Source organism: Sphingomonas japonica (genome assembly GCF_006346325.1).
Taxonomy (GTDB): Bacteria; Pseudomonadota; Alphaproteobacteria; order Sphingomonadales; family Sphingomonadaceae; genus Sphingomonas; species Sphingomonas japonica.
On the sequence record NZ_VDYR01000001.1, the window covers coordinates 1,481,397 to 1,506,181 of the forward strand.

The following is a 24,785-nucleotide window of genomic DNA, read 5'->3' on the forward strand; positions in this document are numbered from 1 at the left end:
TGATATTTTATACCGTAGCGGGGTTTACGTAGCGGCGAGACGGGGCTTTATTGCGGCCATTCAAATCTCCGGCTCGAAAGGCCCCTCCCGTATGATCCGCACGCTCGCGCTCGCCGCCACCCTGCTCGCGTCCTCGTCCGCTCTCGCCCAGGTCCAGAACTCCGCGCCGATGCCGGTGCCGATCGAGGACAATATCCCCGAGGCGCGCGACATCGACTATCCCGGAGTGCTGAAGCTGGACGTCGACGCCACCGATACGCAGCAGGGTATCTTCCGCGTCAAGGAGACGATCCCGGTTGCGCAGGCAGGCCGGATGACGCTGCTGTTCCCCGAATGGCTGCCCGGCAAGCATGGCCCGCGCGGCGAGATCGAAAAGCTCGCCGGGCTCAAGATCACCGCCGGCGGCCGCCAAATCCCCTGGGAGCGCGACCCGTCCGACGTCTATGCCTTCCACATCGACGTACCGTCCGGCACGCGCGAAATTGTTGCCGAGTTCCAGTTCGTGACCGCGACTGCTCCCAACCAGGGCCGCATCGTCGTCGCGCCGAGCATGATGAACCTGCAATGGGAATCGGTCAGCCTCTATCCGGCAGGCTATTTCACGCGCCGCATCCCGATCGAGGCGACGGTGAAATATCCCGCGGGCTGGACGGCGGCGTCGGGACTGCCCTCGACCAATCGCGGGTCGAGCTATGCCTATCAGCGCACCAGCTACGAGACGCTGGTCGATTCGCCGGTATTCGCCGGCCGCTACTACAAGGAGTTCGAGCTGACCCCTCGCGTCGATCTCAACGTCTTCGCTGACAAGCCCGAGGAACTGGTCGCCACCCCCGAACAGATCGACGCGCACAAGCGGCTGGTCGATCAGTCGGTCAAGCTGTTCGGCGCGCAGCATTACGACAATTACGAATTCCTTCTCGCGATCACCGAGGAGATGGGCGGCATTGGCCTCGAGCATCATCGCAGCTCGGAAAACGGCGTCGGCTACGGCTATTTCACCGATTGGGACAAGGGCCCGGGCAGCCGCAACCTGCTGCCGCACGAATTCACGCACAGCTGGGACGGCAAGTTCCGCCGCGGCGCGAACCTGTGGACCCCGACCTATGAAGTGCCGATGCGCGACACATTGCTGTGGGTGTATGAAGGGCAGACCCAATTCTGGGGCTATATTCTCCAGGCGCGGTCGGGGATGGTGTCGAAGCAGGATACGCTCGACATGCTCGCCGGCATCGCGGCATCGCTCGACAACCGCGCCGGCCGCACCTGGCGCCCGCTGATCGACACCACCCACGATCCGATCATCTCCGCGCGCCGGCCCAAGCCTTGGACATCGTGGCAGCGCAGCGAGGATTACTACAACGAGGGCCTGTTGATCTGGCTTGAGGTCGATTCGATCCTGCGGCGCGAATCCGGCGGCGCAAAATCCATGGACGACTTCGCGCGTGCGTTCTTTGGAATGAACGATGGCGACTGGGGCGTGCTGACCTATACCCACGAGGATGTCGTCGAGACGCTCAACGGCATCCAGCCCTATGACTGGGCCGGCTTCCTGCGCGACCGCGTCTACAACACCAGCAAGAACGCGCCGCTCAAGGGCTTTACCGACAATGGCTATCGCGTAGTCTACAGCGAAACGCCGACGCCCTACTTCAAGACTGCGGAGGCCGAGCGCGGCGTCAGCCTGTCCTATTCGCTGGGGATGTCGGCGAACAAGAACGGGGAGCTGACCGACGTCGCCTGGGGAAGTCCGGCGTTCGAAGCCGATCTCGACGTCGAGGATGCGATCGTCGCCGTCAACGGCGCGGCCTATTCGGCGGACCGGATCAAGGCGGCGATCACGGCCAACAAGGACGGGAAGGCGCCGATCCGGCTGAACGTCAAGTCTGGCGATCTCTACCGCGACGTGACCATCGACTATCGCGGTGGCCTGCGCTATCCGCGCCTCGAAAAGGTCGGGACCGGGGAGAACGGGCTCGATCGGCTCCTTCAACCCAAATAAGGAAACCTGAATGCGCATCGAAATGGTGCCGGTCGGCGACGATCCCCCCAACAGCCTCAATGTCATCATCGAAGTGCCCGTCGGCGGCGAGCCGGTGAAGTACGAATTCGACAAGGCATCCGGCGCGTTGTTCGTCGACCGCATCCTGCACACGCCGATGCGCTACCCGGCCAATTACGGGTTCGTACCGCACACATTGTCGCCGGACGGCGATCCGCTCGACGCGCTGGTCGTCGCGCGGTCGCCGTTCATCCCCGGCTGCGTGGTGCGGTGCCGTCCGATCGCGGTACTCAACCTTGAGGACGAGGCCGGCGGCGACGAAAAGCTGCTGTGCGTACCCGTCGACGCGACGTTCCCGTATTACAGCAAGATCGGCGAAAGCTCCGACCTGCCCGAAATCGTGATGCAGCAGATCGAGCATTTCTTCACGCATTACAAAGACCTGGAAGCCAGGAAGTGGGTGCGCGTCGGCAAATGGTCGGGGGCAGAGGAAGCGCGCCAGGTCGTGATCGAGGCAATCGAACGCGCCAGGGCGGCCAAGGCCAAGGGCGAGGAAGTCCACAGCTCCGACGTCGCCGAGGCTGGGCGCTGACCCCGCGTTGACGGCTTTGCTCCGCCCTCGCCTGCCGTGGCTGCTATGCCTGGCGGCGGGAGTCGGCGTGCTGCTGGCCTCGGCGGCATTTGGCCGCGTTCCTGGCCTGGTCCCATGCGGCCCGGCCGCCGAACTCGGCGCGATCATCGCTTTCGAACTTGCCCGCTCGGCGAGTGAGGTCGCCGCGCTTTTTGGTGCAGAGCCGTGCCGGTCCGCCCTGATCGCAGCACAGCGTCAGGCGGTGTGGGTCGATGCCCTCGCCTTCATCCCCGCCTACGCATTGTTCCTCGGCAGTGCCGCATGGGGCCTGCGCAAGGACCGCCGCATCGCGCCGCTGACGATCGCGATGGTCGCCGCCGCGGCCGTGCTCGACCAGATCGAGGGGCGTCTGCTATGGTCGATCCTGGACGCCATGCCCGGAACCGAAGCCACGCTGCTGCCACTCTACGGCGTCGTCCGGGTCAAATTCGCGCTGCTCAGCCTCGCCGCATTTGCACTGGCGGCGCTGCTCCTGCGCCGCGGCCGGATTGCAACCATCGCCGCAGTCGTGGTGGCGGGCGGCGCGCTCCTCAGCTTCGCCACGCTGGTGGTCAACGCTCATCATCCGCTGCTGATGGAGGGTCACCGAATCAGCTGGACCGCGCTGCTGATAGTGGCAGGCTGGTTCGCGGTGCGGCCGCCGGGCGAGGCTCGCTGACCGCGCCCCACCGGCCATCCTCGGTTCGGTTCGAGCGAAACCTGGAACGCCTCCCTCAAACCGTCGGCTCCAGCACCACCGCCGCCACGTCGCGCCGCTGCGCCGCATAGAGGCAAGCCACCACGATCACCGCCGCCCCCGCCAGCGTGAACCACGAAACGACTTCCCCGAAGACCGCCCATCCCAGCACCGCGGCATAGACGAACGAGGTATATTCGGTCGTCGCCAGATACCCCGCCTCGCCATGCGCATAGGCCCAGGCGAGCAGCCACAGCGACCCGATCGCGAGCGCACCGCCGGCGGCGATCTTGGGCCACTCAGCCGCCCCCGGCACGATCAACAGCCAAGGTGCCGCCAGCGCCAGGATCGACACCACGATCGCCGATTGGAAGAACGCGATTTCTCCCGGTCGCGCGGCCTGGCTCTGCACCCGCGCGACGATCAGGTTGAATGCGTACAGCACCGCCGACGCCAGGATCGCCAGCGCACCGTCGAACGCCGCCGGACCCAGGTCCGCCTGCGACTGGCCGAGCAGGATCACGCCCACCCCGCCCAGCGCCGCGACCGAAGCGAAGACGACGCGCGGCCCGACCCGCTCGCCCAGGATTGCCGCGCCCAGCATCAGCGCCAGCAGCGGCGCGATGTACGACAGGGCGATCGCCTGCGCCATCGGCACGCGCGCCAGCCCCCAGAAGAACAGGACGGCCATCGCCGCGGTGATCCCGCCGCGCAGCAGGTGCAGCCGCAGCGCCCGTCGCCTCGGCATTCCGCCGCCGCTCAGGCGCCACGCCGCCGCCCCGAACGCCGTCTGCACCGCCGTGCGCCACAGCAGCGCGTTATATACGCCGATCGCCAGCACCAGCGACTTCATGAACGCGTCCATGATAGAAAACAGCCCGATGCCCGCGGCGGCGACGGCAAAGGCGATGGCGGGCGACAGCGATCGGCTGGTCATTGGAATTCTCGATCCTGATCCGGCCCCGTGCCCCACCCACCTCGTTCGTCTCGAGCGTAGTCGAGAGACGTGCCGCGAGCGATGCGCAGGGTGTCTCGACTTCGCTCGACACGAACGGTTTCTGTGGTGCTTCCCCTTCCGGCGTACTCTATTCCGCCGTCGGCCCCTACTCCGCCGCCACTGGAACCGCCGCGTCCGCCGCCTCGATCTCCGCCGCCTTGGCTTCGACCAGCCGGACGATGTGATCGAGCATGTCGGCGCTTTCCACCGTGTGGTCGGTCACCCCCGACAGATACACCATGTGCTTGCCGTTGCCGCCGCCGGTCAGCCCGATATCGGTCTCGCGCGCCTCACCGGGCCCGTTGACGACGCAGCCGAGCACCGACAGCGACATCGGCGTGCGGATATGCTGCAGGCGTTCCTCGAGCGCCTGGACGGTGCGGATCACGTCGAACCCCTGGCGCGCGCAGCTGGGGCACGAGACGACCCGCACACCGCGGTTGCGGATGCCCAGCGCCTTCAGGATCTCGAACCCGACGCGCACTTCGTCCTCGGGTTCGGCCGACAGCGACACGCGGATCGTGTCGCCGATGCCGTACCACAGCAGCGATCCCATCCCGATCGCCGACTTGACCGTCCCGCCGACGAACCCGCCCGCCTCGGTGATGCCCAGATGCAGCGGACAATCGACCGCTTCGGCAAGTTGCTGGTACGCCGCCACCGCCAGGAACAGGTCGGACGCCTTCACCGCCACCTTAAATTCGTGGAAATCATGGTCCTGGAGCAGCTTGATATGGTCGAGCGCGCTTTCGACCAGCGCCTCCGGGCACGGCTCGCCATACTTCTCCAGCAGGTCCTTTTCCAGCGACCCGCCATTCACGCCGATGCGGATCGCGCAGCCATTGGCCTTGGCCGCGCGGACCACTTCGGCGACGCGCTGCGACGATCCGATATTGCCCGGATTGATCCGCAGGCACGCCGCGCCCGCATCGGCCGCTTCCAGCGCGCGCTTGTAATGGAAATGGATGTCGGCGACGATCGGCACCCGGCTGGCGCGCACGATCTTGCCGAGCTGCGCGGTGCTTTCGACGTCGGGGCACGACACGCGGATGATATCGACGCCCGCGTCCTCGCAGCGGCGAATCTGGTCGATCGTCGCTACCGGGTCGCTGGTCGGCGTGTTGGTCATCGTCTGTACGGTGACCGGCGCGTCGCCGCCGACCGGCACAGTGCCGACCATGATCTGGCGGCTGCGGCGGCGGACGATGTCGCGCCAGGGTCTCAGGGACATTGGGGTTTCCGTCTCGCTAACGCTTTGCTTACGCGCATTCCTCTATAGCGGCGCGCGACCATCCGCGAAAGGGCGGCACCGGTCGGCGGGACCCCAGATGCGTATCGAGCCGAGTTCGGCCTTCACGATCCGCCGCAACGAGCGGCATTACGGGCTCGACTGGCTCCGCATCGCCGCGTTCGCGCTACTGATCCTCTATCATATCGGCATGGTGTTCGGCCCGTGGCCGTGGGTGATCCACAGTCCGCACCGCTATTGGCAGGTCGTGCCGCTGCTCAGTCTGTTGTCGCCGTGGCGGCTGGCGCTGCTGTTCGCGGTGTCGGGCTATGCGTCGCGAAAGCTGCTCGCTCGCTCGGGCGGGCTCCGCCGCTTCACCGCGTCGCGCAACAGGCGGCTGCTGATCCCGTTCGCGTTCGGCATGGCGGTGCTGGTACCGATCGAGATGTACATCCAGGTCGCCGACCGCGGCTATCCGCACGGCTATCTGCATTTCTGGAGCAGCGACTATTGGCGCTGGGGCAGCTTCTACGGCAAGCAATTCCCTGCCTACGAGCATCTCTGGTTCGTGATCTATCTATGGGCCTACACGCTTGTCCTCGCGGCGGCGCTGCGGATCGGCGGCGCGCGTCTCGATTGTCTGGTGGCGCGCGCGCTGGTGTGGCTGCGCGGAGGCACCCGGATCCTGTGGGTGCCGATCGTGCTCCTCTCGATCGCCAAGCTCGGCATGATGTTCGTCATTCCCGACGAAACCGGGCTGCTGACCGACTGGACCGGCCACGCCTTCTACCTGCCGATGCTGGTCGCCGGCTTCATCCTCGCGGGCGCTCCCGCGCTCTGGCCGACCATCGCGAGCGTCTGGCGCCCCGCCGCGCTGACCGCGATCGTCGCCGGCAGCATCATCGTCGCGATCGATCTTGCCTACCTCGACACGATGCCCTCGCATATCTGGGCGATGGTCGACCGCACCGCGCGCAACGCAATGGCGTGGAGCATGGTGCTGGTCCTGTTCCTCGCCGCCGATCGCTTCCTCAACCGCGACCATCGCTGGCGCGCCACCTTGGGCGAGGCCGTGTTCCCCTTCTACCTGATCCACCATTCTGCGATCGTCGTGACCGCATGGGCGACGCTGCCGCTCGCCTTCGATCCGTGGAGCCAGTTCGCCATCCTGCTCGCTGCAACCGGCACCGCGTGCGCGCTGTTCTACCTGATCGGTCGCCGGATCGGCTGGCTCCGCCCGCTGATCGGATTACGCTCCCGGGTGGCCAGCCGGGGCTGATCTGATAGGAGGCGGCGATGTCTTCCCCCTCCGCCCCTCGCTGGAGCCTCGCCATTCATGGCGGCGCCGGTCGTTTCGAACGTGGCCGCCTCGTGCCGACCTGGGAACCCGCCGCGCGAGCCGGTCTCGCCGCTGCGCTCGACGCAGGCAGCGCCATCCTCGCCGCCGACGGCTCCGCGCTCGACGCGGTCGAAGCCGCCGTGCGCGTGCTCGAGGACGACCCGGCCTTCAACGCCGGACGCGGCGCGGTCTTCACCGCTGACGGCACGATCGAGCTCGACGCCGCGATCATGGATGGCCGCGACCGCCGCGCCGGTGCCGTCGCTGCGCAAACCTTCGCGCGCAACCCCGTCACCCTGGCCCGCGCGGTCATGGAGCAAAGCCCGCACGTGCTGCTGGTCGGCGACGGCGCCGATCGCTTCGCCGCCGCGCACGATCTTGACCCGGCGACACCCGGTTGGTTCGAGATTCCGCAGCGCCGCGCGCAACTCAACGCATCGCTGCTCGACGATGCCGATGCCTTCGATGTCGATGCCAAGTTCGGCACGGTCGGCGCGGTCGCGTGCGATCCACATGGCCATGTTGCCGCCGCCACCTCGACCGGCGGCATCACCGGCAAGCGCTGGGGCCGCGTCGGCGATTCGCCGATCATCGGCGCGGGCACTTACGCCGATGACCGCGCCTGCGCCGTCTCCGCGACCGGGGCGGGCGAGTATTTCCTGCGCGCCGGCGTCGCTCACGAGATCGCCGCGCGGATGCGCTTGCTGGGCGAGGATGCCGCCGCTGCCGCCGATGCCGTGATCGCCGACGTCACCGCGCTCGGTGGATCGGGCGGGGTCATCGTCGTCGATCCGACAGGGAGGATCGCCTGGCGCTTTTCCACCAGGGGCATGAACCGGGGCTTTGCGACCAGTGACGGCCGGCGGCACGTCGCGATCTTCGGCGACGAGGATTGAGCCTTTCGGTCGCTACGCCAGCCCGCTAGACGCGCGGACATGATCCGCCGCCTCCTCGCGCTCGTCGCCGCGCTTACCCTGACGCTCCCCTCGCCTGCCGCCGCGTACGGCGTCTATGGGCACGAGGCGATCGCCCGCATCGCCATGCGCAACGTCGCGCCGGCCACGCGCTCGCGCGCGCTCGCGCTGCTTCGCCAGGCGCGGCTGCTCGAAACACCGGGCTGCGCGGCGGCGACGCCGGAGCATGCCAGCACCTGGCCCGACTGCATCCGCGCGATGGGCGCGCGGTTCAGCTACACCTCGCCGTGGCATTACCAGAATGTCGACATCTGCCAGCCCTTCGACCTCGAAAGCGCCTGCGCCGACGGCAACTGCGTCTCCGCCCAGGTCGATCGCCAGGTCGAGCTGCTCAAGAACCGCACCATTCCGGTTCGCGAGAAAGTTGCGGCGCTCGCCTTCCTGATCCACTTCGTCGGCGACCTGCACATGCCGCTCCACGCCGGCGACCGCGGCGATCGCGGCGGCAACGACGTCAAGGCGAGCTACGGCGCCTACACCACCGACTGGCTCAACCTCCACTCGATCTGGGACACGCCGCTGGCCGAACGCGCGATCACCACCCCGCCCGACCCGGTGCGCGCCTATTCCGAGCAGGAGCGCGCGGTACTCGGCAGCGGAACGACCAAGGACTGGAGCCGTGAAGCATGGGCGGTCAGCCGCGACGTCGCCTATGCCCAGGCGCTCGGCGGCGATCCCTGCGGCCCCAAGCCGACCGGGCGCATCGAATACACCAACGCCGCGATCGAAGCGTCGATCGACGCCGAGAAGCAGCAAGTCGTCCGCGCCGGCCTGCGCCTCGCCCGCCTGCTCGATGAGGCGCTTGATCCCGCCAACGCCTTCACCCCGCAGCGGCGGCGGCGATAGGTCCACCGCAACCGACGCCCGGGTTAGCTCCCTCCGGGCCACATACTCCCCGTCATTCCCGCGAAGGCGGGAATCCAGCTTGCTTCGGAAGGTCGGCCGAGATGGCTCCGCCCCCCCCTTCCCGAGGGTGGCAGGGGCGCGTGCCCTGCAATTAACCTGTCAAAGAGCAGGGCCGTTCTGGCTCATATGATTACCGCATACAACCATATAGGTTATTTGTCAACCCTGTCCCTCGGTCCCCAGTGCCAACTCCAGCCGCCATCGGTCTTGGTCCACGCCGCCGCGAGAAACCCCGCCAGCACCACCGCCAGCACCGCCAGTCGTGTCAGGTCGTCCGGCGCGAAGCGCACCATTGCCAGCACCGCGACGAGCAGCGCGCCGGTCATCGCCCAGCCCTGCCACGTCACCGGCGTCGCGCCGAACCCGTACAGCTTGGGCGCGAACCAATATCCCTCGCGAACCCGCAACGCATCGCGATACGGCTTCAACCTGCTCCTGCGCATCACATGTCCTCCGTTTTGACCACCGGCCGCCCCCGCTTGGCGCGCACCGGTTCGCTCAGCTTCACACCACGCCGCCCCAGCGCCTCGCGCAGCAGGCACTCGACCTGCGCGTTGACGCTGCGCAGATCACCCGCCGCGCTCCGCTCGATCGCCGCATGCAGCGCGGGATCTAGGCGGAGCGGAAACGCTTTCTTGGGCGGCGCATCGGGCATCGTTACTGGTAGAGCGACCCGGCATTGACCACCGGCTGGGTGTCGCGCTCCGAACACAGCACCACCATCAGGTTCGATACCATCGCCGCGCGGCGCTCGTCGTCGAGTTCGACGACGTTCTTCTCCGACAATTGCGTCAACGCCATCTCGACCATGCCGACCGCGCCTGCCACCAGCGTGGCCCGCGCCGACACCACCGCTTCCGCCTGCTGTCGCCGCAGCATGGCCTGCGCGATCTCCTGCGCATAGGCGAGGTGCGTCAACCGGCACTCGTCGATATGCACCCCTGCCGCCGCGACCCGATCCTGGAGTTCCACCTGCAATTCGTCGCTGATGATGTCGGGGCTACCGCGCAGCGTCGTTTCCTGATGCGTGAAGTCGTCATAGGGATACCGCGCCCCGATCGTGCGCACCGCGCTTTCGATCTGGATGTGGACGAATTCCTTGTAGTCGTCGGTATCGAACAGCGCCTGCGCGGTATCCGCCACGCGCCATACCACGTTCGACGCGATCTCGATCGGGTTGCCGCGCAGGTCGTTGACCTTCAGCCGTTCCGACGTGATGTTGTGGATGCGGACCGAGATCTTCTTCTTGATCATCCACGGCCACGTCCAGCGCAGCCCTGTGGTGCGATCGGTCCCGCGATACGCGCCGAACAACAGGATCGCCGCAGCCTGGTTGGGCTGGAGCAGGTAGAAACCGACGCTCACGAATACCGCCACCAGCCCGCCGACGGCTACGCTTATCGCAGCCAGTACGTTGTCAGCGCCATCGCGAAACTGCGTGAAACCCCAGACCACCAAGCCGATCGCCAGCAGCACCACGACCAGCATTCCGTATCCGCTCATCGTCGCCGCTTCGCGCTCCGCACTCCGCCGCAGCGCCCGATCCCCTGCCACCACTTCCATCTCGACCTCCCGTTAATGTGATATCACTTTTATATCACATCCGGAACGTCGCCAAGCGAAATCGGAGAGGGCGAAACAAAACCGGCCGAGGGTGTCCCCCCGGCCGGTTTCGACATTTCTATAAGTTGCGGCGGCCTTAGTTCAACACCACCGTCACCGCGCGGCGATTCTGCGCCCAGCTCGATTCGTCAGAGCCCAGTGCGATCGGGCGCTCCTTGCCATAGCTGATCGTGGTGATGCGTCCGGCATCGATGCCGCGCGCCGCCAGATAGTTCTTGGCCGAATTGGCGCGGCGGTCGCCGAGTGCAAGGTTGTATTCGCGGGTGCCGCGCTCGTCGGCATGGCCTTCGAGCGTGACTCGGACATTGGGGTATTGCTGCAGCCACGTCGCCTGGCTGTCGAGGATGCCGCGCGCGGTCGGGTCGATGTCATAGCTGTCGAGCGCAAAGTTGATCGTGTCGCTCGACACCGACTGGCGGAAGTCCTCTGCAGAGCCCGGAACCACTGCGCCGCCCGTTGTGCCACCATTGTCCATGCCCGTGCCGGGCTGCGTCATGCCGTCGCCCGGGGCTGGCGGCAGCACTTCGGGCCGCTTCTTGGCGCAGCCTGCGGTCGCAACCAGTGCGGCGGCGAGGATGATCTTGGTCGTGGTCGTTGCCATCGGATGTTCTCCTGTCGATTCGTCGCGTCAATTGTTCGATCGGCGCAACCGTAACGCATCTCGGCGCGATCGGTGTCAAAAATACTTTCAGTCGCGTAACGGTCCCCAGCTCGGATCGGATCCATCGAGCGGCGTCGGAATACGGCGTTCATTGACCCCGGTGAGGTCCACCGACCAGGTTTCAGCCTTGCCCGATCGCCCCTGCGACGACCGGAAGAAGGTGACGACGCGGCCGTTCGGCGACCAGCTCGGCGCCTCGTCGCCCCAGCTTTCGGTCAGGATGCGCTCGCCGCCGCCCGACGGGTTCATCACGCCGATGCGAAAGCCGCCGGAAATCTTGGTGAAGGCGATCAGGTCGCCGCGCGGGCTCCACGCCGGCGTGGCATAACGCCCGCCGCCGAAGCTGATGCGCTGCTGCCCCGACCCGTCGGCGTTCATCACATAGAGCTGCTGCGTCCCGCCGCGATCGCTCTCGAACACGATGCGGCGGCCGTCGGGCGAATAGCTGCCGCCGGTGTCGATCCCCGGCGACTGGGTCAGCCGCTGCGGCTGCCCTCCCGAAGCGCGGATGCGATAGATGTCGGTGTTGCCCGACTGCGCCATCGAGAACAGCACCCACTGCCCGTCCGGCGAAAAGCGGGGCGCCAGCGTCAGCGACGCGTTCGACACCAGCGCGCGGGTGCGACCCGATCCCAGTTCGTAGATATAGATCGACGGCTTGTCGTTCTGGTACGACATGAACACGATCGACTGCTGGTTCGGCGCGAAACGCGGCGTCAGCACGATCGACTGGCCGTTGGTCAGAAAGCGGTGGTTGGCGCCGTCCTGGTCCATGATCGCCAGCCGCTTGATGCGCTTGCCCTTGGGTCCCGTCTCGGAGACATAGACGACACGGCTGTCGAAATACGGCCCCTCGCCGGTCAACCGGGTGTAGATGCTGTCGGCGCATTTATGCGCGGCACGGCGCCAGTCGGCGGGCGACACCACGAATCCCTGACGCGTCAGCTCGATGCGCGAGAACACGTCGTACAGGTAGCAGCCCACGGTCAAATTGCCGTCGCCATTGGCGCGCACGAAACCCTGCACCAACGCCTGCGCCCCGGTGCCGCCCCAATAATCGAACTGCGGCGCAGTGACCTCGGGAAAGCCGACCGCACGCAATTGCGACGGCGGCAGCGGCGTGAACAACCCCGAATTGCGCAAGTCGGTCGCCACCACATCGGCCACCTGCCGCCCCAGTTGATCGGTCGATCCAGCCGCCGTGCCAACCGCGTTCGGCGTCGGCATCCCCGGAATGGCGATCGGCATCGGCGCGGAAATGCCCCCCGTCACCGACACTTCCAGCGGCGGCGCGGACTGGCCGTCCTGCGGCGCGTCGAGCGTCGGTGGCGGGGCGATATCCTGCGCTAGCGCCGCAGGCGCAGCGAAAAGGCTCAGCAGCACGAGCGCAGGCGCGGGGTTTCTCAGCAGGCGATTCATCGACACATCTCCTAACGCAGCTGCCAATTGTAATTGATGTTGCTCCACCCGCCATTGGCGGTCGAGTAGAATTCCGCCGGCAGCCGCAGCGGCGCGCAGCCCTTGAACGCGGCGATGCCCAGATCGACGACGCGCTGCTTGTAACGTTCGTTGCCGCCATCGACTCCCGACTGGCGCACGACGCGCGGATTTCCCGCAAGCGTACCGTCGCGGTTGAGGCGCAGGTTGAGCACGCTGACGATCTCGTTCGCCCCCGGTCCCGGATTGACCTGCCGGTCGGCGCAAGGCTGGATTTGCCGCCGGATCGCATCCTGGATGCCCGCCAGCGCGCGGGCATCGACGCGCGCAGCCTGCGGTGTCGTCGATGTGCTCTCGCTGGGCCGGTCGGCGATGCCCTTGAGGAAATCGTCGCCGAGCCGCGATCCGCGCGGACGCTCGCGCGCCGCCGTCGCCGACTTGCCGGTCGCCTTCTTCGCGGCAGGCGCGGCCTTGGACTTGGGCGCGGCATCGCGCTTGGGCTGCGCCTTGGCGACCTCGCGCTTGGGCGGCGACGGCCGTTTCGGCGGGGGGGCAGCCTTGGGCGCCGGCGCGGCGGCAGGCGCCGGTTCGGGCTGCGGCTGCGGCGGGGTCGGATCGGGATCGGACACCGCTTCCGGCGCCGGCGCCGCCGCATCCTCGGGCGCGCCAAGCTCCGGCGCCATCGATTCCGCGGGCGTGATCTCGGACTGCGGCGCGGCGGCTTCCAGTCCGATCTCGTCGACCAGGCTGACCTCGATCGGCGTCGGCTTCAAAATCTCGGGGTTGGGCGTCGCCAGAAATCCGACCGACAGCAGCCCGAACAGGACGATATGTCCCGCCGCGGCCAGCCCCAGGCCGATCTTTTCGGCGCGATCCATCACAGGCGATCCCCGGTCACTCGCCCTCGCCGACGCCCGTCACCAGCGCGACGCGGTTCAGTCCGGCGCGGTTGAGTTCGCCCATCACGCGCATCACCCGGCCGTAATCGAGCCCGCGATCGGCGCGCAGCAGAACCTGCGGCGGCTGGCCGTCTTCCCCCGACGCCGCGATCTGCGCGAGCATGTCAGGCAGCGTCTCGTCGGTCACTTCCTCCTCGCCGACGAACAGCCGCCCGGCATCGTCGATCGCTACCGACACGGGCTCCTGCTCCTGGTCGAGAGGCTTGGCGCGGCTGTCGGGCAGGTTGACCGGCACGCCCGCGGTGAGCAGCGGCGCCGTCACCATGAAGATGATCAGCAGCACCAGCATCACGTCGACCAGCGGCGTGACGTTGATGTCGGCCATCGGCGCCCGCCGCCCCTTGCCGCGCGAGGAAGGCAGATTCATCGCCATGTCAGGCGCGCCCCTCCAGCTGTCGGCTCAGCGTGGCATGGAACGAGTCCGCGAATCGGTTGAGCCGGGCCTCGACCCGGTTGATGCCGTGGCTGTAGCGGTTGTACGCGATCACCGCGGGAATCGCCGCGAACAGCCCGATCGCGGTTGCGAACAGCGCCTCGGCGATGCCTGGCGCGACCACCGCCAGCGACGAGTTCTGCTCCGCGGCGATGCTGGTGAAGGCGCGCATGATCCCCCACACGGTGCCGAACAGTCCCACAAACGGCGCGACCGATCCCACCGTGGCGAGGATGTTGAGCCGGTCCGAAAGCCGGTCGATCTCGCCCGCGACCGCCGATCCCATCGCCGTCGCCAGCCGCTCGCGCGTGCCGTCGCGGTCGATCGTGCGTCCGCCGGTCGAACGCCGCCATTCCGACACGCCGGAGGAAAACACCCGCGCGATCGGCAGGTCGCTATCCGAATGCAGGCGATAGAAGGCGTCGATATCCTCTGCCTTCTTGTAATCGCTGTCGAACTTGTCGATCGCCTTGTGCGTCCGGCCGATCTTCGCCTTGAAGCTGACGATGATCGCCCAGGTCCAGATGCTGGCGAGGATCAGGCCGATCATCACCCCCTTCACCACCCAGTCGGCTTGCAGGAACAGCGCGACGGGCGACATCACCGACGCTTCGGTCATCAACGTGGGTTCCATGGGTGGCTCAGTGTCCCTTCCAGAGCAGATGCTCGAACTTTGTGATCCAGTCGGTCGGCTGACGCCGCGGTCGTCCCGATGGTGCGACGAATGCCGCCTCGACGTCCGCTTGCGCCAATATCGTCTGCCCGCGCATGACCCTTTGATGAATGAGCGCGGCTGCCGCCCTGATCTTCATCAACTTGCTCACCACGACCAGCATGTCGTCGAGCCGCGCGGGCGCAAGCCAGCGGATCGCCATGTCGCGCACCGCATAGGCGCCCTCGCCCGCTTCATGCGCGGCGCGCTGGTCGATCCCGGCCAGCCGCAGCATGTCCGATCGTGCGCGTTCCATGAAGCGCAGGTAATTGGCGTGATAGACCACCCCCGACAAGTCGGTGTCCTCGAAATAGACGCGCACCGGAAAGCGATGCTCGATGCCGTCGAACCGGCCTTCGATGGTTGCGTCGGGCGCCATTGGCCGCCGTGTAGCCGAGCCGCGCGGCAGGCGGAAGCCTCAAGACCAATGGCGCTTAATCGAACAATCCCTCCTGCACGTCGCTTGGCGGCGTCAGGCCGAGATGCTTCCACGCTGCGCCATTCAGGCAGCGCCCGCGCGCCGTCCGCGCGACCAGCCCGATCTGGATCAGATACGGCTCGATCACTTCCTCGATCGTGTCGCGTGGTTCGGATAAACCAGCCGCCAGCGTTTCGACCCCGACCGGTCCGCCGCGATAGATGTCTGCGATCATCGTCAGATAGCGCCGGTCCATCGCATCGAGCCCCAGCGCATCAACTTCCAGCCGGTTGAGCGCGTGGTCGGCGGCGCCCGCATCGACGGTATCGACGCCCGCGACATTGGCGAAGTCGCGCACCCGCCGCAGAAGCCGCCCGGCGATCCGCGGCGTCCCGCGCGAGCGCCGCGCAATCTCGCGCGCACCGTCCTCGGCAATCCCCAGCCCCAGCAGTCCCGCCGCGCGCGTCACCACCCGCAGCAACTCGTCGACGGTGTAGAATTGCAGCCGCACCGGAATGCCGAAGCGGTCGCGCAGCGGCGTCGTCAGCAGCCCTTGCCGCGTCGTCGCCCCGACCAGCGTGAAGCGCGGCAAGTCGATCCGGACGCTCCGCGCCGACGGCCCCTCGCCGATCATCAGGTCGAGCGCACGGTCCTCCATCGCGGGGTACAACACTTCCTCGACCGCGGGTGCCAGACGGTGGATCTCGTCGATGAACAGCACGTCGCCATCCTCGAGATTGGTGAGCAGTGCCGCCAGATCACCCGACTTGGCAATCACCGGGCCGGACGTGGCGCGGAATCCCACCCCCATCTCACGCGCGACGATCTGCGCTAGCGTGGTCTTGCCAAGCCCGGGCGGTCCGAAGAACAGCACGTGGTCGAGCGCCTCGCCGCGCGCCTTGGCGGCATTGATGAACACCCGCAAATTCTCGCGCGCCGCCCGCTGCCCGACAAATTCGTCGAGCGCCTTGGGCCGCAGCGCCGCATCGACGTCCTCGGGCAAGCGGGCGGGGGACAGCGTGCGGGGGTCGGTCATTTCGCCGCCTTCCGCAACGCCAGTCGCACCAGCGCGTCCAGCCCCGCCCCCGCGCCCAATTCTTCCTGCGCGGCGGTGACGGCCGAGTTCGCTTCGGCAGGCTTAAAGCCGAGGTTCATCAGCGCCGACACCGCATCGGCGCTTGCCCCCGCGACCGGCGCCGCGGCCCCCATCACGCCTGGCAGGACCCCGCCGACCTTGTCCTTCAGTTCGCGCACGATGCGCTCGGCGAGCTTTGGTCCGACGCCGTTGGCCCGCGCCACCATCGCCTTGTCCTGCGCCGCCACCGCGCGCTGGATCTCCGCCGGAGCAAGCGCCGACAGGATCGCCAGCGCGACGCGCGCGCCGACACCCTGCACGCCGGTCAGCAACCGGAACCAGTCGCGCTCGTCCGATGTGGCGAAACCGACCAGCCGAATGAAATCCTCCGCCACCAGCATCTCGGTGTGGATCGTGACCCGGTCACCGGTGATCCCGATCGCCTCGAGCGTCTTCGCCGACGCGCCGACGAGATAGCCGACGCCATTCACGTCGATCACGGCGTGATCGGCGGCAGTGGCGTGGAGCGTGCCGGTGAGGTGCGCGATCATGCGCCCTTCCTACCCGCTTTCGAGCACACTCCAAGCCGTTTCACCGCGGCGCCAATGCCTGCGCGCTTGCGGCATGGTGCGCGTGGCAGATCGCCACCGCCAGCGCATCCGCCGCATCCAGGCCATCGATGCTCACGCCGGGCAGCAACCGCGTGACCATCGCATGGACCTGCGCCTTGTCGGCATTGCCGACGCCGACCACTGCCTTCTTCACCAACCGCGCCGCATATTCGCCGACATCGATGCCGGAGCGTGCGGCGGCGCACAGGATCACGCCTCGCGCCTGGCCAAGCTTGAGCGTCGACTGCGGGTTGGCGTTTACGAAAACCTCCTCGACCGCAGCCGCGTCCGGCGCGTGATCGGCAACCAACGCCGCTACCATGGCGTCCAGATGCACGAGGCGGCGGGGAAGCGCCGCTTGCGGATCGGTTTTGAGGCGGCCGTTGCCAAGATGCGACAGCCGGTTGCCCTCGGCGCGGATCAACCCCCAGCCGGTCGTGCCCAGACCCGGGTCGAGGCCGAGGATGATCATCGAGCGCCGCGCAGCGTCACCCCAGTTTCTCCATCACCGCGTCGGACACTTCGTAATTGCCCCATACCGTCTGGACGTCGTCGTCGTCGTCGAGCGCGTCGATCAGCTTGAACAAAATAGCGGCATCGTCCTCGCCGACATCCACCATCGTCTGCGGCCGCCAGGCGAGCTTGGCACCTTCCGCCTCGCCTAACACCGGCTCCAGTGCCTTGGCGACTTCGTGAAGGTCGCCCTGCGCGGTCCAGATCTCGTGGCCATCCTCGCTCGACGTGACGTCCTCGGCGCCGGCTTCCAGCGCGGCTTCGAACACCTTCTCGGCGTCGCCGGCTTCGGCGGGATAGTTGATCAGGCCGACCCGGTCGAACGCGTGACTGACCGATCCCGATGCACCAAGGTTGCCGCCATTCTTCGATACGGCAGTGCGGACGTTGGTCGCGGTGCGGTTGCGATTGTCGGTCAGCGCCTCGATGATCAGCGAAACGCCGCCAGGGCCGAAGCCTTCGTAGCGGATTTCCTCGTAATTATCGGTGTCCCCGCCCAGCGCCTTGTCGATCGCCCGCTGGATATTGTCCTTGGGCATCGACTGCGCCTTTGCAGCGCTGACCGCCGCGCGCAGCCGCGGGTTCATATCGGGATCGGGCGTGCCCATCTTGGCCGCAACGGTGATCTCGCGGCTGAGCTTGGAGAACAGCGACGAGCGCTTCTTGTCCTGTGCACCCTTGCGATGCATGATGTTCTTGAACTTGCTATGGCCTGCCATTGCTCTCTCGAATGATGCGGAACGTCGATCGCCTTGCTACCCAAGCCGATCGCAAAAGGCGACAGTCGCTGCTCAGCTGACTGTCACCGCGGTGCCCGATACCGACACCATCAGCATCGACCCCTGATCGCCGATCACTTCATAGTCGATGTCGATGCCGATCACCGCGTTTGCGCCCTTCTCGAGCGCCTCTTGCGTGATCTCCTCGAACGCGACCTCGCGCGCCTTCTTCAGCGACTTTTCATACGCGCCCGACCGCCCGCCGACAAAGTCGCGAATGCCCGCGAACAGGTCGCGAAACACATTGGCGCCCAGGATCACCTCGCCGGCGACGATGCCGTGATAGCGGGTGACGGTCTTGCCCTCGATTGCGGTCGTGGTGGTCAGGATCATGCGGATGCTCCCTTGGCTTAAACCAGTCCCAAAGCCTGCTTGTACGTGTCGAGCAGCATCTCCGCCTCGTCGCGGTGATGCTTCTCCATCTTGCGCAGGCGCACGATCGACCGCATCGTCTTGACGTCGAAACCGGTCGACTTGGCTTCGCCATAGACGTCCTTGATGTCGTCGGCGATGCCCTTCTTCTCTTCCTCGAGCCGCTCGATACGCTCGATCAGCAGGCGCAGTTGCTCGGCGGAGATATTGTCGCTCATGGGTGTCCCGTGATGGTTAAAAGGTCAGGCCGCGTCGTCTAGCGCAACCGCGCCGCCGCGCAACCGCTTCGATCCTAAAGCTGTGGACGGCATGGCTCCGACGCGCTCAGTCGCTTCGGTTCCTGGCGACGCTGGCCGCCATGCGCTCGAGTTGCTCGGGCGTCGCCTCCGACTGATGCTCCGCCTTCCATTCGCCGTAGGGCATGCCGTACACCGCCTCGCGCGCCTGCTCCTTCGGCATCGGCTTGCCCGCATCGGCCGCGGCGTCGGCGATCCAGTCGGACAGGCAGTTGCGGCAGAACCCGGCCAGCCCCATCAGATCGACATTCTGCGCGTCGCTGCGGTGGCGCAGATGGTGCACCAGTCGGCGCAGCGCGGCCGCTGCTACGGCATCGTCGATGGCGTCGATTGAGGGCATGGTCGTCTCCGTGGTTGATCGGGCGCGATATGTGGCTATGGCCGGGCGCGCACAACCCGAGCCCCCGCCGCCGTGACGCCCGAGGATGCCGAAATGACGAAATCGATCGCCCCCCGTACCCGCAAGGTTCGCGTCCTCGCGACGCTCGGCCCCGCGAGCAACACGCCCGAGATGATCGGCGCATTGTTCGAGGCGGGGGCCGATGCGTTCCGCGTCAATATGAGCCATGGCGACCAGGCGTCGAAAATTCCGGTGATCGAGGCGATCCGCAGCCTCGAGAAGCGCTACGGCCGCCCGACCACGATCCTGGCCGACCTGCAGGGGCCGAAACTGCGCGTCGGCAAATTCGCCGACGGGCGGGTGATGCTCGAAAAAGGGGCAGTCTTCATCCTCGACCGCGATCCGACGCCGGGCGACGCCAGCCGCGTCGAACTGCCGCACCGCGAGATTTTCGAGGCGATCCAGCCCGGTGCGCGGCTGTTGCTCGACGACGGCAAGCTGGTGCTGCGCGTCACCGAGCATGAACCAGCGCGCATCGTCACTCGGGTCGAGGTCGGCGGTGCGCTGTCGAACTCCAAGGGTCTGAATGTCCCCGACGTGGTGCTGCCGATGGCGGCGCTGACCGAAAAGGATCGCAGCGACCTAGCGTTCGCGGTCGAGCAGGGCTGCGACTGGATCGCGCTGTCGTTCGTCCAGCGCCCTGAGGATCTCGCCGAGGCACGGCGGCTGATCGGCGGCAAGGCCGCGCTGCTCGCCAAGATCGAGAAGCCCAGTGCGGTGACCCGGCTCGAGGAGATTTGCGAGGCGTGCGATGGCGTGATGGTCGCGCGCGGCGATCTCGGCGTCGAACTGCCGCCCGAAACGGTGCCGCCGCTGCAGAAGCAGATCGTCGAGACCGCGCGGCGGCTGGGGCGGCCGGTGATCGTCGCCACGCAGATGCTCGAATCAATGATCACCTCGCCTTCCCCGACCCGCGCCGAAGTGTCCGACGTCGCCACCGCGGTCTATGACGGCGCCGACGCGATCATGCTGTCGGCCGAAAGCGCGGCGGGCGCATGGCCGGTGGAATCGGTGGCGATGATGAATGCGATTGCCGACGCGGTCGAGCGTGATCCGGCGCATGGCGATCGCGTGCACTTCACCGTCCTGCATCCTGATCCGACGACCGCCGACGCGCTATCGGCCGCTGCCAAGGAAATCACCTCGACGGTGACCGCCGCGGCGATCATCTGCTTCACCATGTCGGGTTCGACGGCGCGGCGCATCGCACGCGAGCGCCCTGGCGTACCGATCCTGGTGCTGACGCCGAAGCACGAGACTGCGCGCCGGCTGGGGCTGCTGTGGGGCACGCACGCGGTCCACACCCGCGACGTCGGATCGTTCGAGGAAATGGTCGCCAAGGCCAAGCGCATGGCGCTGCGCCACCGCCTCGCCAGGGCCGGCGACCGGGTGGTGGTGTGCGCGGGGGTTCCGTTCGGAACGCCGGGATCGACCAACGTGCTGCACGTCGTGCAGATCATCGGCGACGAGCTGAAGAACTACGAAAAGGGGTGAACGCCACCTGGCAGTTCGCGCCCACGCCCTTCCCCGCTGGCGTTCACTCCGCCGCCACCGCCGCTCTCGCCCGCGCTTTCCGCCGCTGCTTCAATTCCGCGCGCCATCCCCGTGCGCGCAGCCACATGATGATGCCGGTGATGCTCAGCAGCGCCGGTAGCAGCCCGCCGAGAAACACGATCACCTGCCACGCGAACGGCATCTGCTGCCCGTCATGGATGCGCCGCATCCATTGCGCGACGCTCCACGCTTCGTCGCGCCCTCCGCGCGCTGGCTCGATCCTGGCGGTACCATCGGCGTCGGTCACCGCAACGGTGCGGCCTCCGTCGAGGGCGATGCTCCATTCCGTTTTCACGTCGGTCGGCCAGCCGATCGCGCGCACGTCCCCAGGCGCCGCAGCAGCCGCACGCGCCAGCGCCGTGTCGAGCGACGTCGCGGGTTCCTCGATCGGCCTGGCCCGCATCAGCGCCCCGCGATCGGGCCCCTTGGGCCGTTCGGCGCGCACCGGCTCGACCAGAGGATTGAACAGCGCTGGGAAGCTGATCCACACCCCGGTGAACGACAGGATCGCCAGCGGAACCGAGATCCAGAATCCCATCAGATAATGGAGGTTCGTGTCGGTGTTGCGATGCCGCCGCCAGCGCAGCCCGCGCACCCATCGCCCGACCGTCGGCCACCACAGCCACAGGCCGGTCAGCGACGATGCCAGCATCGCCCAGCCGATCCAGCCGACGACCTTGCGCCCCACCTCGGGAATGAACAGCGACCCGTGAAGGATGTGCATGAACTGGATCGCGCTGGCGTTGCTGGCGGTCGTCTCGATCACGCGGGCATCGGCGGGGTCGAGATAGACGACCGTGCGCACCGGGCGCCCTTTTGCCTTGCCCGGCCGCGAAGCCTGCGCCGCCACCGGCTCGCCGCTGTCTTGCGGAAACTCGATCCGCGACAGACGCTCACCCGGCGCCAGTGCACCGCGCGCCGCGGCGGCATAGGTCTGCGGCGGCAGCACCGCTTGCCCGCTCACGGCAAAGCGATCGGGATGGAGCAGCTTCTCCAGACCGTCATGCCACACCAGCGCCGCGCCGGTGATCGAGATCGGGATTACCGCCACGGCGAGCAGCAGCCCGATCCATTTGTGAACCTGGAACCAGAAATTGCGCAACGCGATCTTGGTCATGCGTGCCTCGTCAAAGCTCCGCCCAGCGGCGCAGCAGATTGTGATAGACTCCGGTCAGCTCGACCACCGAGCGATCGTCCTGCCCTACCTGCCCGCCCAGACGCTGCACCGACTGGTCGAGATCGAACAGGATACGGCGCGCGCCGTCGTCGCGGACCATTGACTGGATCCAGAAGAACGACGCTACGCGGCAGCCGCGTGTCACCGGCTCGACGCGGTGCAGACTGGACGCGGGATAGAGGATCAGGTGCCCAGCCGGCAGCTTGACCGACTGCACTCCGAAGCGGTCCTCGATGACCAGCTCGCCGCCTTCGTAGTTTCCAGGGTCTTCGAGGAACAGCGTCGCCGACAGGTCGGAACGGATGCGGAAGTCCGACCCGCGCTGCATCCGCACGGCGTTGTCGACATGCACCCCGAACGCCTGTCCCCCGGCATAGCGGTTGAACAGCGGCGGAAACACCCTGGCCGGGAGGGCCGCCGCAACGAACAGCGGCGTCCTGCCCAGCGCATCGAGCACCAGCGCCCCCGCCTCGCGCGCCGCCGCCGATCCCTCCGCAAGCTGCTCGTTGCGCTTGGCAAGCGCCGATTGCGGACCCGACGTGACGTTGCCATCGACCCAGTCGCCCGCGGCGAGGATCGCGCGCACGCGGGCAACCTCGGCAGCATCCAGAACGTCGGGAATGTCGATCAGCAACCCCGCACTCCCATCTCAAAAGCTGTAGAACAAGCTGAGCACCGCTGATCGCCCTTCACCCGGCGTCGCCCAGCCATTGTTGCGAATACCGGTGAAATATCGCTCGTCGCCGACATTCTGGACATTGACCTGCGCGGTCAATCCATTGGCGAACGCATAGGACAGGAACGCCCGATGGATCAGATAATCGTCCGAGCGAAACTGGGTCGGCGCCGCAAGGCTCGGCGCGTTGATCGCGAAGTCGCCCTGATAGGTGAAGCCGTAGCCGAGCTGGAGCCCGAATGGCAGCGTGTAGGTGGTGAACAGGCTTCCCGAATGTTCGGGCGTCTGGATCAGCGCGCGCCCCGCCTGCGGATCGAGTACGTCGGCGCTGTTCGGACATTCCTCCACGCCCGGATTGGCGAGGCAGAAGTCGGAAACGCTCTGCAGGACCTTGGCATCGAGATAGGTGTAGTTGGCGAAGATCGACCAGGCGGGCGTGATGTTGCCCGTGGCGCCGAGCGCGACGCCATCGACCCGCGCGCGCCCGTCGAGCACCTGCAGACTGGGCTGAACCGGATCGTTCGACGCGACGCGGTAGTTGCTGCGTTCGTTGCGGAATAGCGCGGCAGTCAGCTGCAGCTTGCGCTCGAACAGGTCGAGCTTGCCGCCAACCTCGTAGCTCCTGCCGGTTTCGGGCGCGACATCGCAATTGTCGCCACATCCGGCGCGCACCGTCGCCGAGCTCGGCGTCTTGGAATTGGCGAACGCGGCATACAGGCTGGCGGTCGCAACCGGCTTGAACACGCCGCCCACCCGGTACGAGAATAGATGCTCGTCGCTCACCTGATTCAGCCCGCGGGTATAGACGCCGCCGGTCGCGGGCGTGGTGAAGGTGTCGGCGTGAAACACGGTGCGGACATTCTCCACCCGTGCACCGCCGGACAGTTCGAACATCGGCCCTAGCTCCAGCGTGTCGAACGCATAGACCGCGATGTTGCGGGTATCGCCATAGGAACGTCCGGTCAGCGTACGGTTGACCGGTCCGGTCCACACCGTTTGGGGATCGTCGAGTGCGATCGGCGGCTGGACCGGATTGGGCAGCGCGCCGCCGGGATTGCGGACCAGCTGCGCCACCTCGATCGAATAGTCTTCCTGCGCGAACGATGTGCCCACCACCAGCGTGTTGAACAGCCCGCCCTTCTCGCCCAGTTCGGCGCGCAGGTCGGTTTGGTTGTAGAGCAGGTCGTTGACCTGATCGCGCACCAGCCCGCGCGGGCCGCTGGGATAATAGAAGCCCGGCATATCGGTGCCGTCCGGGCAGGCGACGCCGAGCGGGGTCAGCCCGGTCGACAGGCAATAGGTGCCCTGCGGCGCGCTCGTCACGGAGTTCTGCTTTACCCGCTGGAACCGCGTCAGATTGCGAACCGACAGGCCATTGCCAACCTCGTGGCGGAAGGTCGCGGTCAGGCGATCGACGGTGACATCCTGCCGGTCCAGATTCTCGATCCCGAAATAGTCCGAGTCATCGACCCCCGGCAGCGGCCCGCCGATCGCTGCGTAATAGGGCACGCCGAACAGCGGCGTATTGGCGTCTTCCTGATGCACATAGGCGAAGGTCAGGCTGGTCGGTCCCTCGACGCCGAGCGTCAGCGACGGAGCGACGCCCCAGCGTTCATTCTGTTCGACATCGCGACCGGGTACATCGTTGCGGTGATAGACCGCGTTCAGCCGCACCGCGACCAGATCGCTGACGCGGGTGTTCACGTCGGCGGCGGCGCGGTAATAGTCGTCGGTGCCAATCGCCGCCTGGACGACGGTCAGGTCGCCGGGCTGCGGGACCTTGGAAACTAGGTTGATCGATCCGCCGACCGATCCCGATCCGCTGGCGACGGTGTTGGCACCGTTATAGACCTCGATCTGCTGGAGGTTGAACGGATCGGTGCGGCTATATTGCGCCGTGTCGCGAACACCATCGACGGTGATGTCGTTGTTGGCCGAATAGCCGCGCAGGTTGATCGAGTCGCCATAGCCGCCCCCGCCCTCGCCCGCGCCGAATGTGATGCCCGGCACCGTCGACAGCGCGTCGCGCAGCGTCAGCAGGTTTTGTTTGCGCAGCGTCTGGTCGCCGATAACGGTGACGGTCTGCGGCGTGTCGATCAGCGGCGCAGTGGCCTTGGGCGATTCGAGCTCGGCTTCGCGCTCGCCAGTGACGATGATGTCGGCGCGGTCGAACTGGTCGCGCTGCTGCTGCGCCTGGGTCTGCGGATCGGCAGCGGCGGGGATGTCGCGATCGTCGGCAAGGGCGGGCGCGGAGGCGATGAAGCCCACGCACGACAATGCCAGAAATGCCGGTGTCGCCGTACGGCGCACGCTGCGATCGATCACGATGGAAACCCCCG

28 protein-coding genes are annotated in these 24,785 nt (G+C 66.9%); 7 read left to right on the forward strand and 21 right to left on the reverse strand.

Going from position 1 to position 24,785, the window contains the following annotated elements:
- Positions 1-91: 91 nt before the first annotated feature.
- From FHY50_RS07300 to FHY50_RS07310, 3 genes are read left to right on the forward strand one after another with little or no spacing between them, the layout of a single operon-like run.
- Positions 92-1,999, forward strand: a complete 1,908-nt coding sequence (locus tag FHY50_RS07300; protein WP_140047826.1) for a M61 family metallopeptidase — start codon at positions 92-94, stop codon at positions 1,997-1,999.
- Positions 2,000-2,009: 10 nt separating this feature from the next.
- A complete protein-coding gene (gene ppa, locus FHY50_RS07305; protein WP_140047827.1) occupies positions 2,010-2,591 on the forward strand; it encodes an inorganic diphosphatase in 582 nt (193 codons plus the stop codon).
- A gap of 7 nt (positions 2,592-2,598) precedes the next feature.
- Positions 2,599-3,288, forward strand: coding sequence for a hypothetical protein (locus FHY50_RS07310; protein WP_140047828.1), 690 nt, complete (start codon positions 2,599-2,601; stop codon positions 3,286-3,288).
- 55 nt (positions 3,289-3,343) lie between these two features.
- Here FHY50_RS07310 and FHY50_RS07315 read toward each other — a convergent pair whose 3' ends face one another.
- Positions 3,344-4,243, reverse strand: coding sequence for a DMT family transporter (locus FHY50_RS07315; RefSeq protein WP_140047829.1), 900 nt, complete (start codon positions 4,241-4,243; stop codon positions 3,344-3,346).
- A 166-nt stretch (positions 4,244-4,409) separates the two neighbouring features.
- The gene (gene ispG, locus FHY50_RS07320; protein WP_140047830.1) at positions 4,410-5,534 is read right to left on the reverse strand and encodes a flavodoxin-dependent (E)-4-hydroxy-3-methylbut-2-enyl-diphosphate synthase; all 1,125 of its coding nucleotides are present in this window, start codon (positions 5,532-5,534) and stop codon (positions 4,410-4,412) included.
- 97 nt (positions 5,535-5,631) lie between these two features.
- Between ispG and FHY50_RS07325 the strand changes: the two genes are divergently transcribed.
- Genes FHY50_RS07325 through FHY50_RS07335 form a run of 3 tightly spaced genes read left to right on the forward strand, consistent with a single transcriptional unit; the run spans position 5,632 to position 8,690 of the window.
- Positions 5,632-6,810, forward strand: a complete 1,179-nt coding sequence (locus tag FHY50_RS07325; RefSeq protein ID WP_166745396.1) for an acyltransferase family protein — start codon at positions 5,632-5,634, stop codon at positions 6,808-6,810.
- Positions 6,811-6,827: 17 nt separating this feature from the next.
- On the forward strand, positions 6,828-7,766 hold the full coding sequence (locus FHY50_RS07330) for an isoaspartyl peptidase/L-asparaginase family protein (protein WP_140047832.1): 939 nt from the start codon (positions 6,828-6,830) through the stop codon (positions 7,764-7,766).
- A gap of 39 nt (positions 7,767-7,805) precedes the next feature.
- On the forward strand, positions 7,806-8,690 hold the full coding sequence (locus FHY50_RS07335) for a S1/P1 nuclease (RefSeq protein ID WP_140047833.1): 885 nt from the start codon (positions 7,806-7,808) through the stop codon (positions 8,688-8,690).
- Positions 8,691-8,902: 212 nt separating this feature from the next.
- Here the strand turns inward: FHY50_RS07335 and FHY50_RS07340 are convergent, their stop codons facing one another.
- From FHY50_RS07340 to FHY50_RS07415, 16 genes are all read right to left on the reverse strand, one after another.
- Positions 8,903-9,178, reverse strand: a complete 276-nt coding sequence (locus FHY50_RS07340; RefSeq protein WP_243846595.1) for a hypothetical protein — start codon at positions 9,176-9,178, stop codon at positions 8,903-8,905.
- 14 nt (positions 9,179-9,192) lie between these two features.
- Positions 9,193-9,405 carry a type II toxin-antitoxin system antitoxin gene (locus FHY50_RS07345; RefSeq protein ID WP_140047835.1) on the reverse strand — a complete coding sequence of 71 codons (213 nt, stop codon included), beginning with the start codon at positions 9,403-9,405 and terminating at the stop codon, positions 9,193-9,195.
- Between the two features lie 2 nt (positions 9,406-9,407).
- Entirely contained in the window at positions 9,408-10,313 is a 906-nt protein-coding gene (locus FHY50_RS07350; protein WP_140047836.1) for an SPFH domain-containing protein, read from the reverse strand.
- A 136-nt stretch (positions 10,314-10,449) separates the two neighbouring features.
- On the reverse strand, positions 10,450-10,974 hold the full coding sequence (gene pal / locus FHY50_RS07355; protein ID WP_140047837.1) for a peptidoglycan-associated lipoprotein Pal: 525 nt from the start codon (positions 10,972-10,974) through the stop codon (positions 10,450-10,452).
- An 87-nt stretch (positions 10,975-11,061) separates the two neighbouring features.
- On the reverse strand, positions 11,062-12,453 hold the full coding sequence (gene tolB / locus FHY50_RS07360) for a Tol-Pal system beta propeller repeat protein TolB (protein ID WP_140047838.1): 1,392 nt from the start codon (positions 12,451-12,453) through the stop codon (positions 11,062-11,064).
- Between the two features lie 11 nt (positions 12,454-12,464).
- Entirely contained in the window at positions 12,465-13,349 is an 885-nt protein-coding gene (locus FHY50_RS07365; RefSeq protein ID WP_140047839.1) for a cell envelope biogenesis protein TolA, read from the reverse strand.
- Positions 13,350-13,365: 16 nt separating this feature from the next.
- On the reverse strand, positions 13,366-13,803 hold the full coding sequence (gene tolR, locus FHY50_RS07370) for a protein TolR (RefSeq protein ID WP_140047840.1): 438 nt from the start codon (positions 13,801-13,803) through the stop codon (positions 13,366-13,368).
- 1 nt (position 13,804) lies between these two features.
- Positions 13,805-14,497 (reverse strand): protein TolQ, encoded by a 693-nt coding sequence (gene tolQ, locus FHY50_RS07375; protein ID WP_140047841.1) that lies wholly within the window; start codon positions 14,495-14,497, stop codon positions 13,805-13,807.
- A gap of 7 nt (positions 14,498-14,504) precedes the next feature.
- Positions 14,505-14,954, reverse strand: coding sequence for a tol-pal system-associated acyl-CoA thioesterase (gene ybgC, locus FHY50_RS07380; protein ID WP_140047842.1), 450 nt, complete (start codon positions 14,952-14,954; stop codon positions 14,505-14,507).
- A gap of 55 nt (positions 14,955-15,009) precedes the next feature.
- Positions 15,010-16,029, reverse strand: coding sequence for a Holliday junction branch migration DNA helicase RuvB (gene ruvB / locus FHY50_RS07385; RefSeq protein WP_140047843.1), 1,020 nt, complete (start codon positions 16,027-16,029; stop codon positions 15,010-15,012).
- Positions 16,026-16,619: a Holliday junction branch migration protein RuvA gene (gene ruvA / locus FHY50_RS07390; RefSeq protein WP_140047844.1), complete on the reverse strand. Its 594-nt coding sequence runs from the start codon at positions 16,617-16,619 to the stop codon at positions 16,026-16,028. The genes ruvB and ruvA overlap by 4 nt, the downstream gene beginning before the upstream one ends.
- A 40-nt stretch (positions 16,620-16,659) precedes the next feature.
- A complete protein-coding gene (gene ruvC, locus FHY50_RS07395; RefSeq protein ID WP_140047845.1) occupies positions 16,660-17,151 on the reverse strand; it encodes a crossover junction endodeoxyribonuclease RuvC in 492 nt (163 codons plus the stop codon).
- A 16-nt stretch (positions 17,152-17,167) separates the two neighbouring features.
- On the reverse strand, positions 17,168-17,911 hold the full coding sequence (locus FHY50_RS07400) for a YebC/PmpR family DNA-binding transcriptional regulator (protein WP_140047846.1): 744 nt from the start codon (positions 17,909-17,911) through the stop codon (positions 17,168-17,170).
- Positions 17,912-17,983: 72 nt separating this feature from the next.
- Positions 17,984-18,304 carry a heavy metal-binding domain-containing protein gene (locus FHY50_RS07405; RefSeq protein ID WP_140047847.1) on the reverse strand — a complete coding sequence of 107 codons (321 nt, stop codon included), beginning with the start codon at positions 18,302-18,304 and terminating at the stop codon, positions 17,984-17,986.
- 17 nt (positions 18,305-18,321) lie between these two features.
- A complete protein-coding gene (locus FHY50_RS07410) occupies positions 18,322-18,561 on the reverse strand; it encodes a DUF2312 domain-containing protein (RefSeq protein WP_140047848.1) in 240 nt (79 codons plus the stop codon).
- Positions 18,562-18,667: 106 nt separating this feature from the next.
- Positions 18,668-18,979 (reverse strand): DUF1244 domain-containing protein, encoded by a 312-nt coding sequence (locus tag FHY50_RS07415; protein WP_140047849.1) that lies wholly within the window; start codon positions 18,977-18,979, stop codon positions 18,668-18,670.
- 93 nt (positions 18,980-19,072) lie between these two features.
- Between FHY50_RS07415 and pyk the strand changes: the two genes are divergently transcribed.
- Positions 19,073-20,533 (forward strand): pyruvate kinase, encoded by a 1,461-nt coding sequence (gene pyk / locus FHY50_RS07420; protein WP_140047850.1) that lies wholly within the window; start codon positions 19,073-19,075, stop codon positions 20,531-20,533.
- A 43-nt stretch (positions 20,534-20,576) separates the two neighbouring features.
- On the opposite strand, the gene FHY50_RS07425 is transcribed toward pyk, so the two are convergent.
- From FHY50_RS07425 to FHY50_RS07435, 3 genes are read right to left on the reverse strand one after another with little or no spacing between them, the layout of a single operon-like run.
- Complete coding sequence (locus FHY50_RS07425) at positions 20,577-21,710, reverse strand: PepSY-associated TM helix domain-containing protein (protein WP_140047851.1); 1,134 nt, start codon at positions 21,708-21,710, stop codon at positions 20,577-20,579.
- A 10-nt stretch (positions 21,711-21,720) separates the two neighbouring features.
- Entirely contained in the window at positions 21,721-22,404 is a 684-nt protein-coding gene (locus tag FHY50_RS07430; RefSeq protein WP_140047852.1) for a Fe2+-dependent dioxygenase, read from the reverse strand.
- 15 nt (positions 22,405-22,419) lie between these two features.
- Positions 22,420-24,771 (reverse strand): TonB-dependent receptor, encoded by a 2,352-nt coding sequence (locus FHY50_RS07435; RefSeq protein WP_420030879.1) that lies wholly within the window; start codon positions 24,769-24,771, stop codon positions 22,420-22,422.
- Positions 24,772-24,785 lie beyond the last annotated feature (14 nt).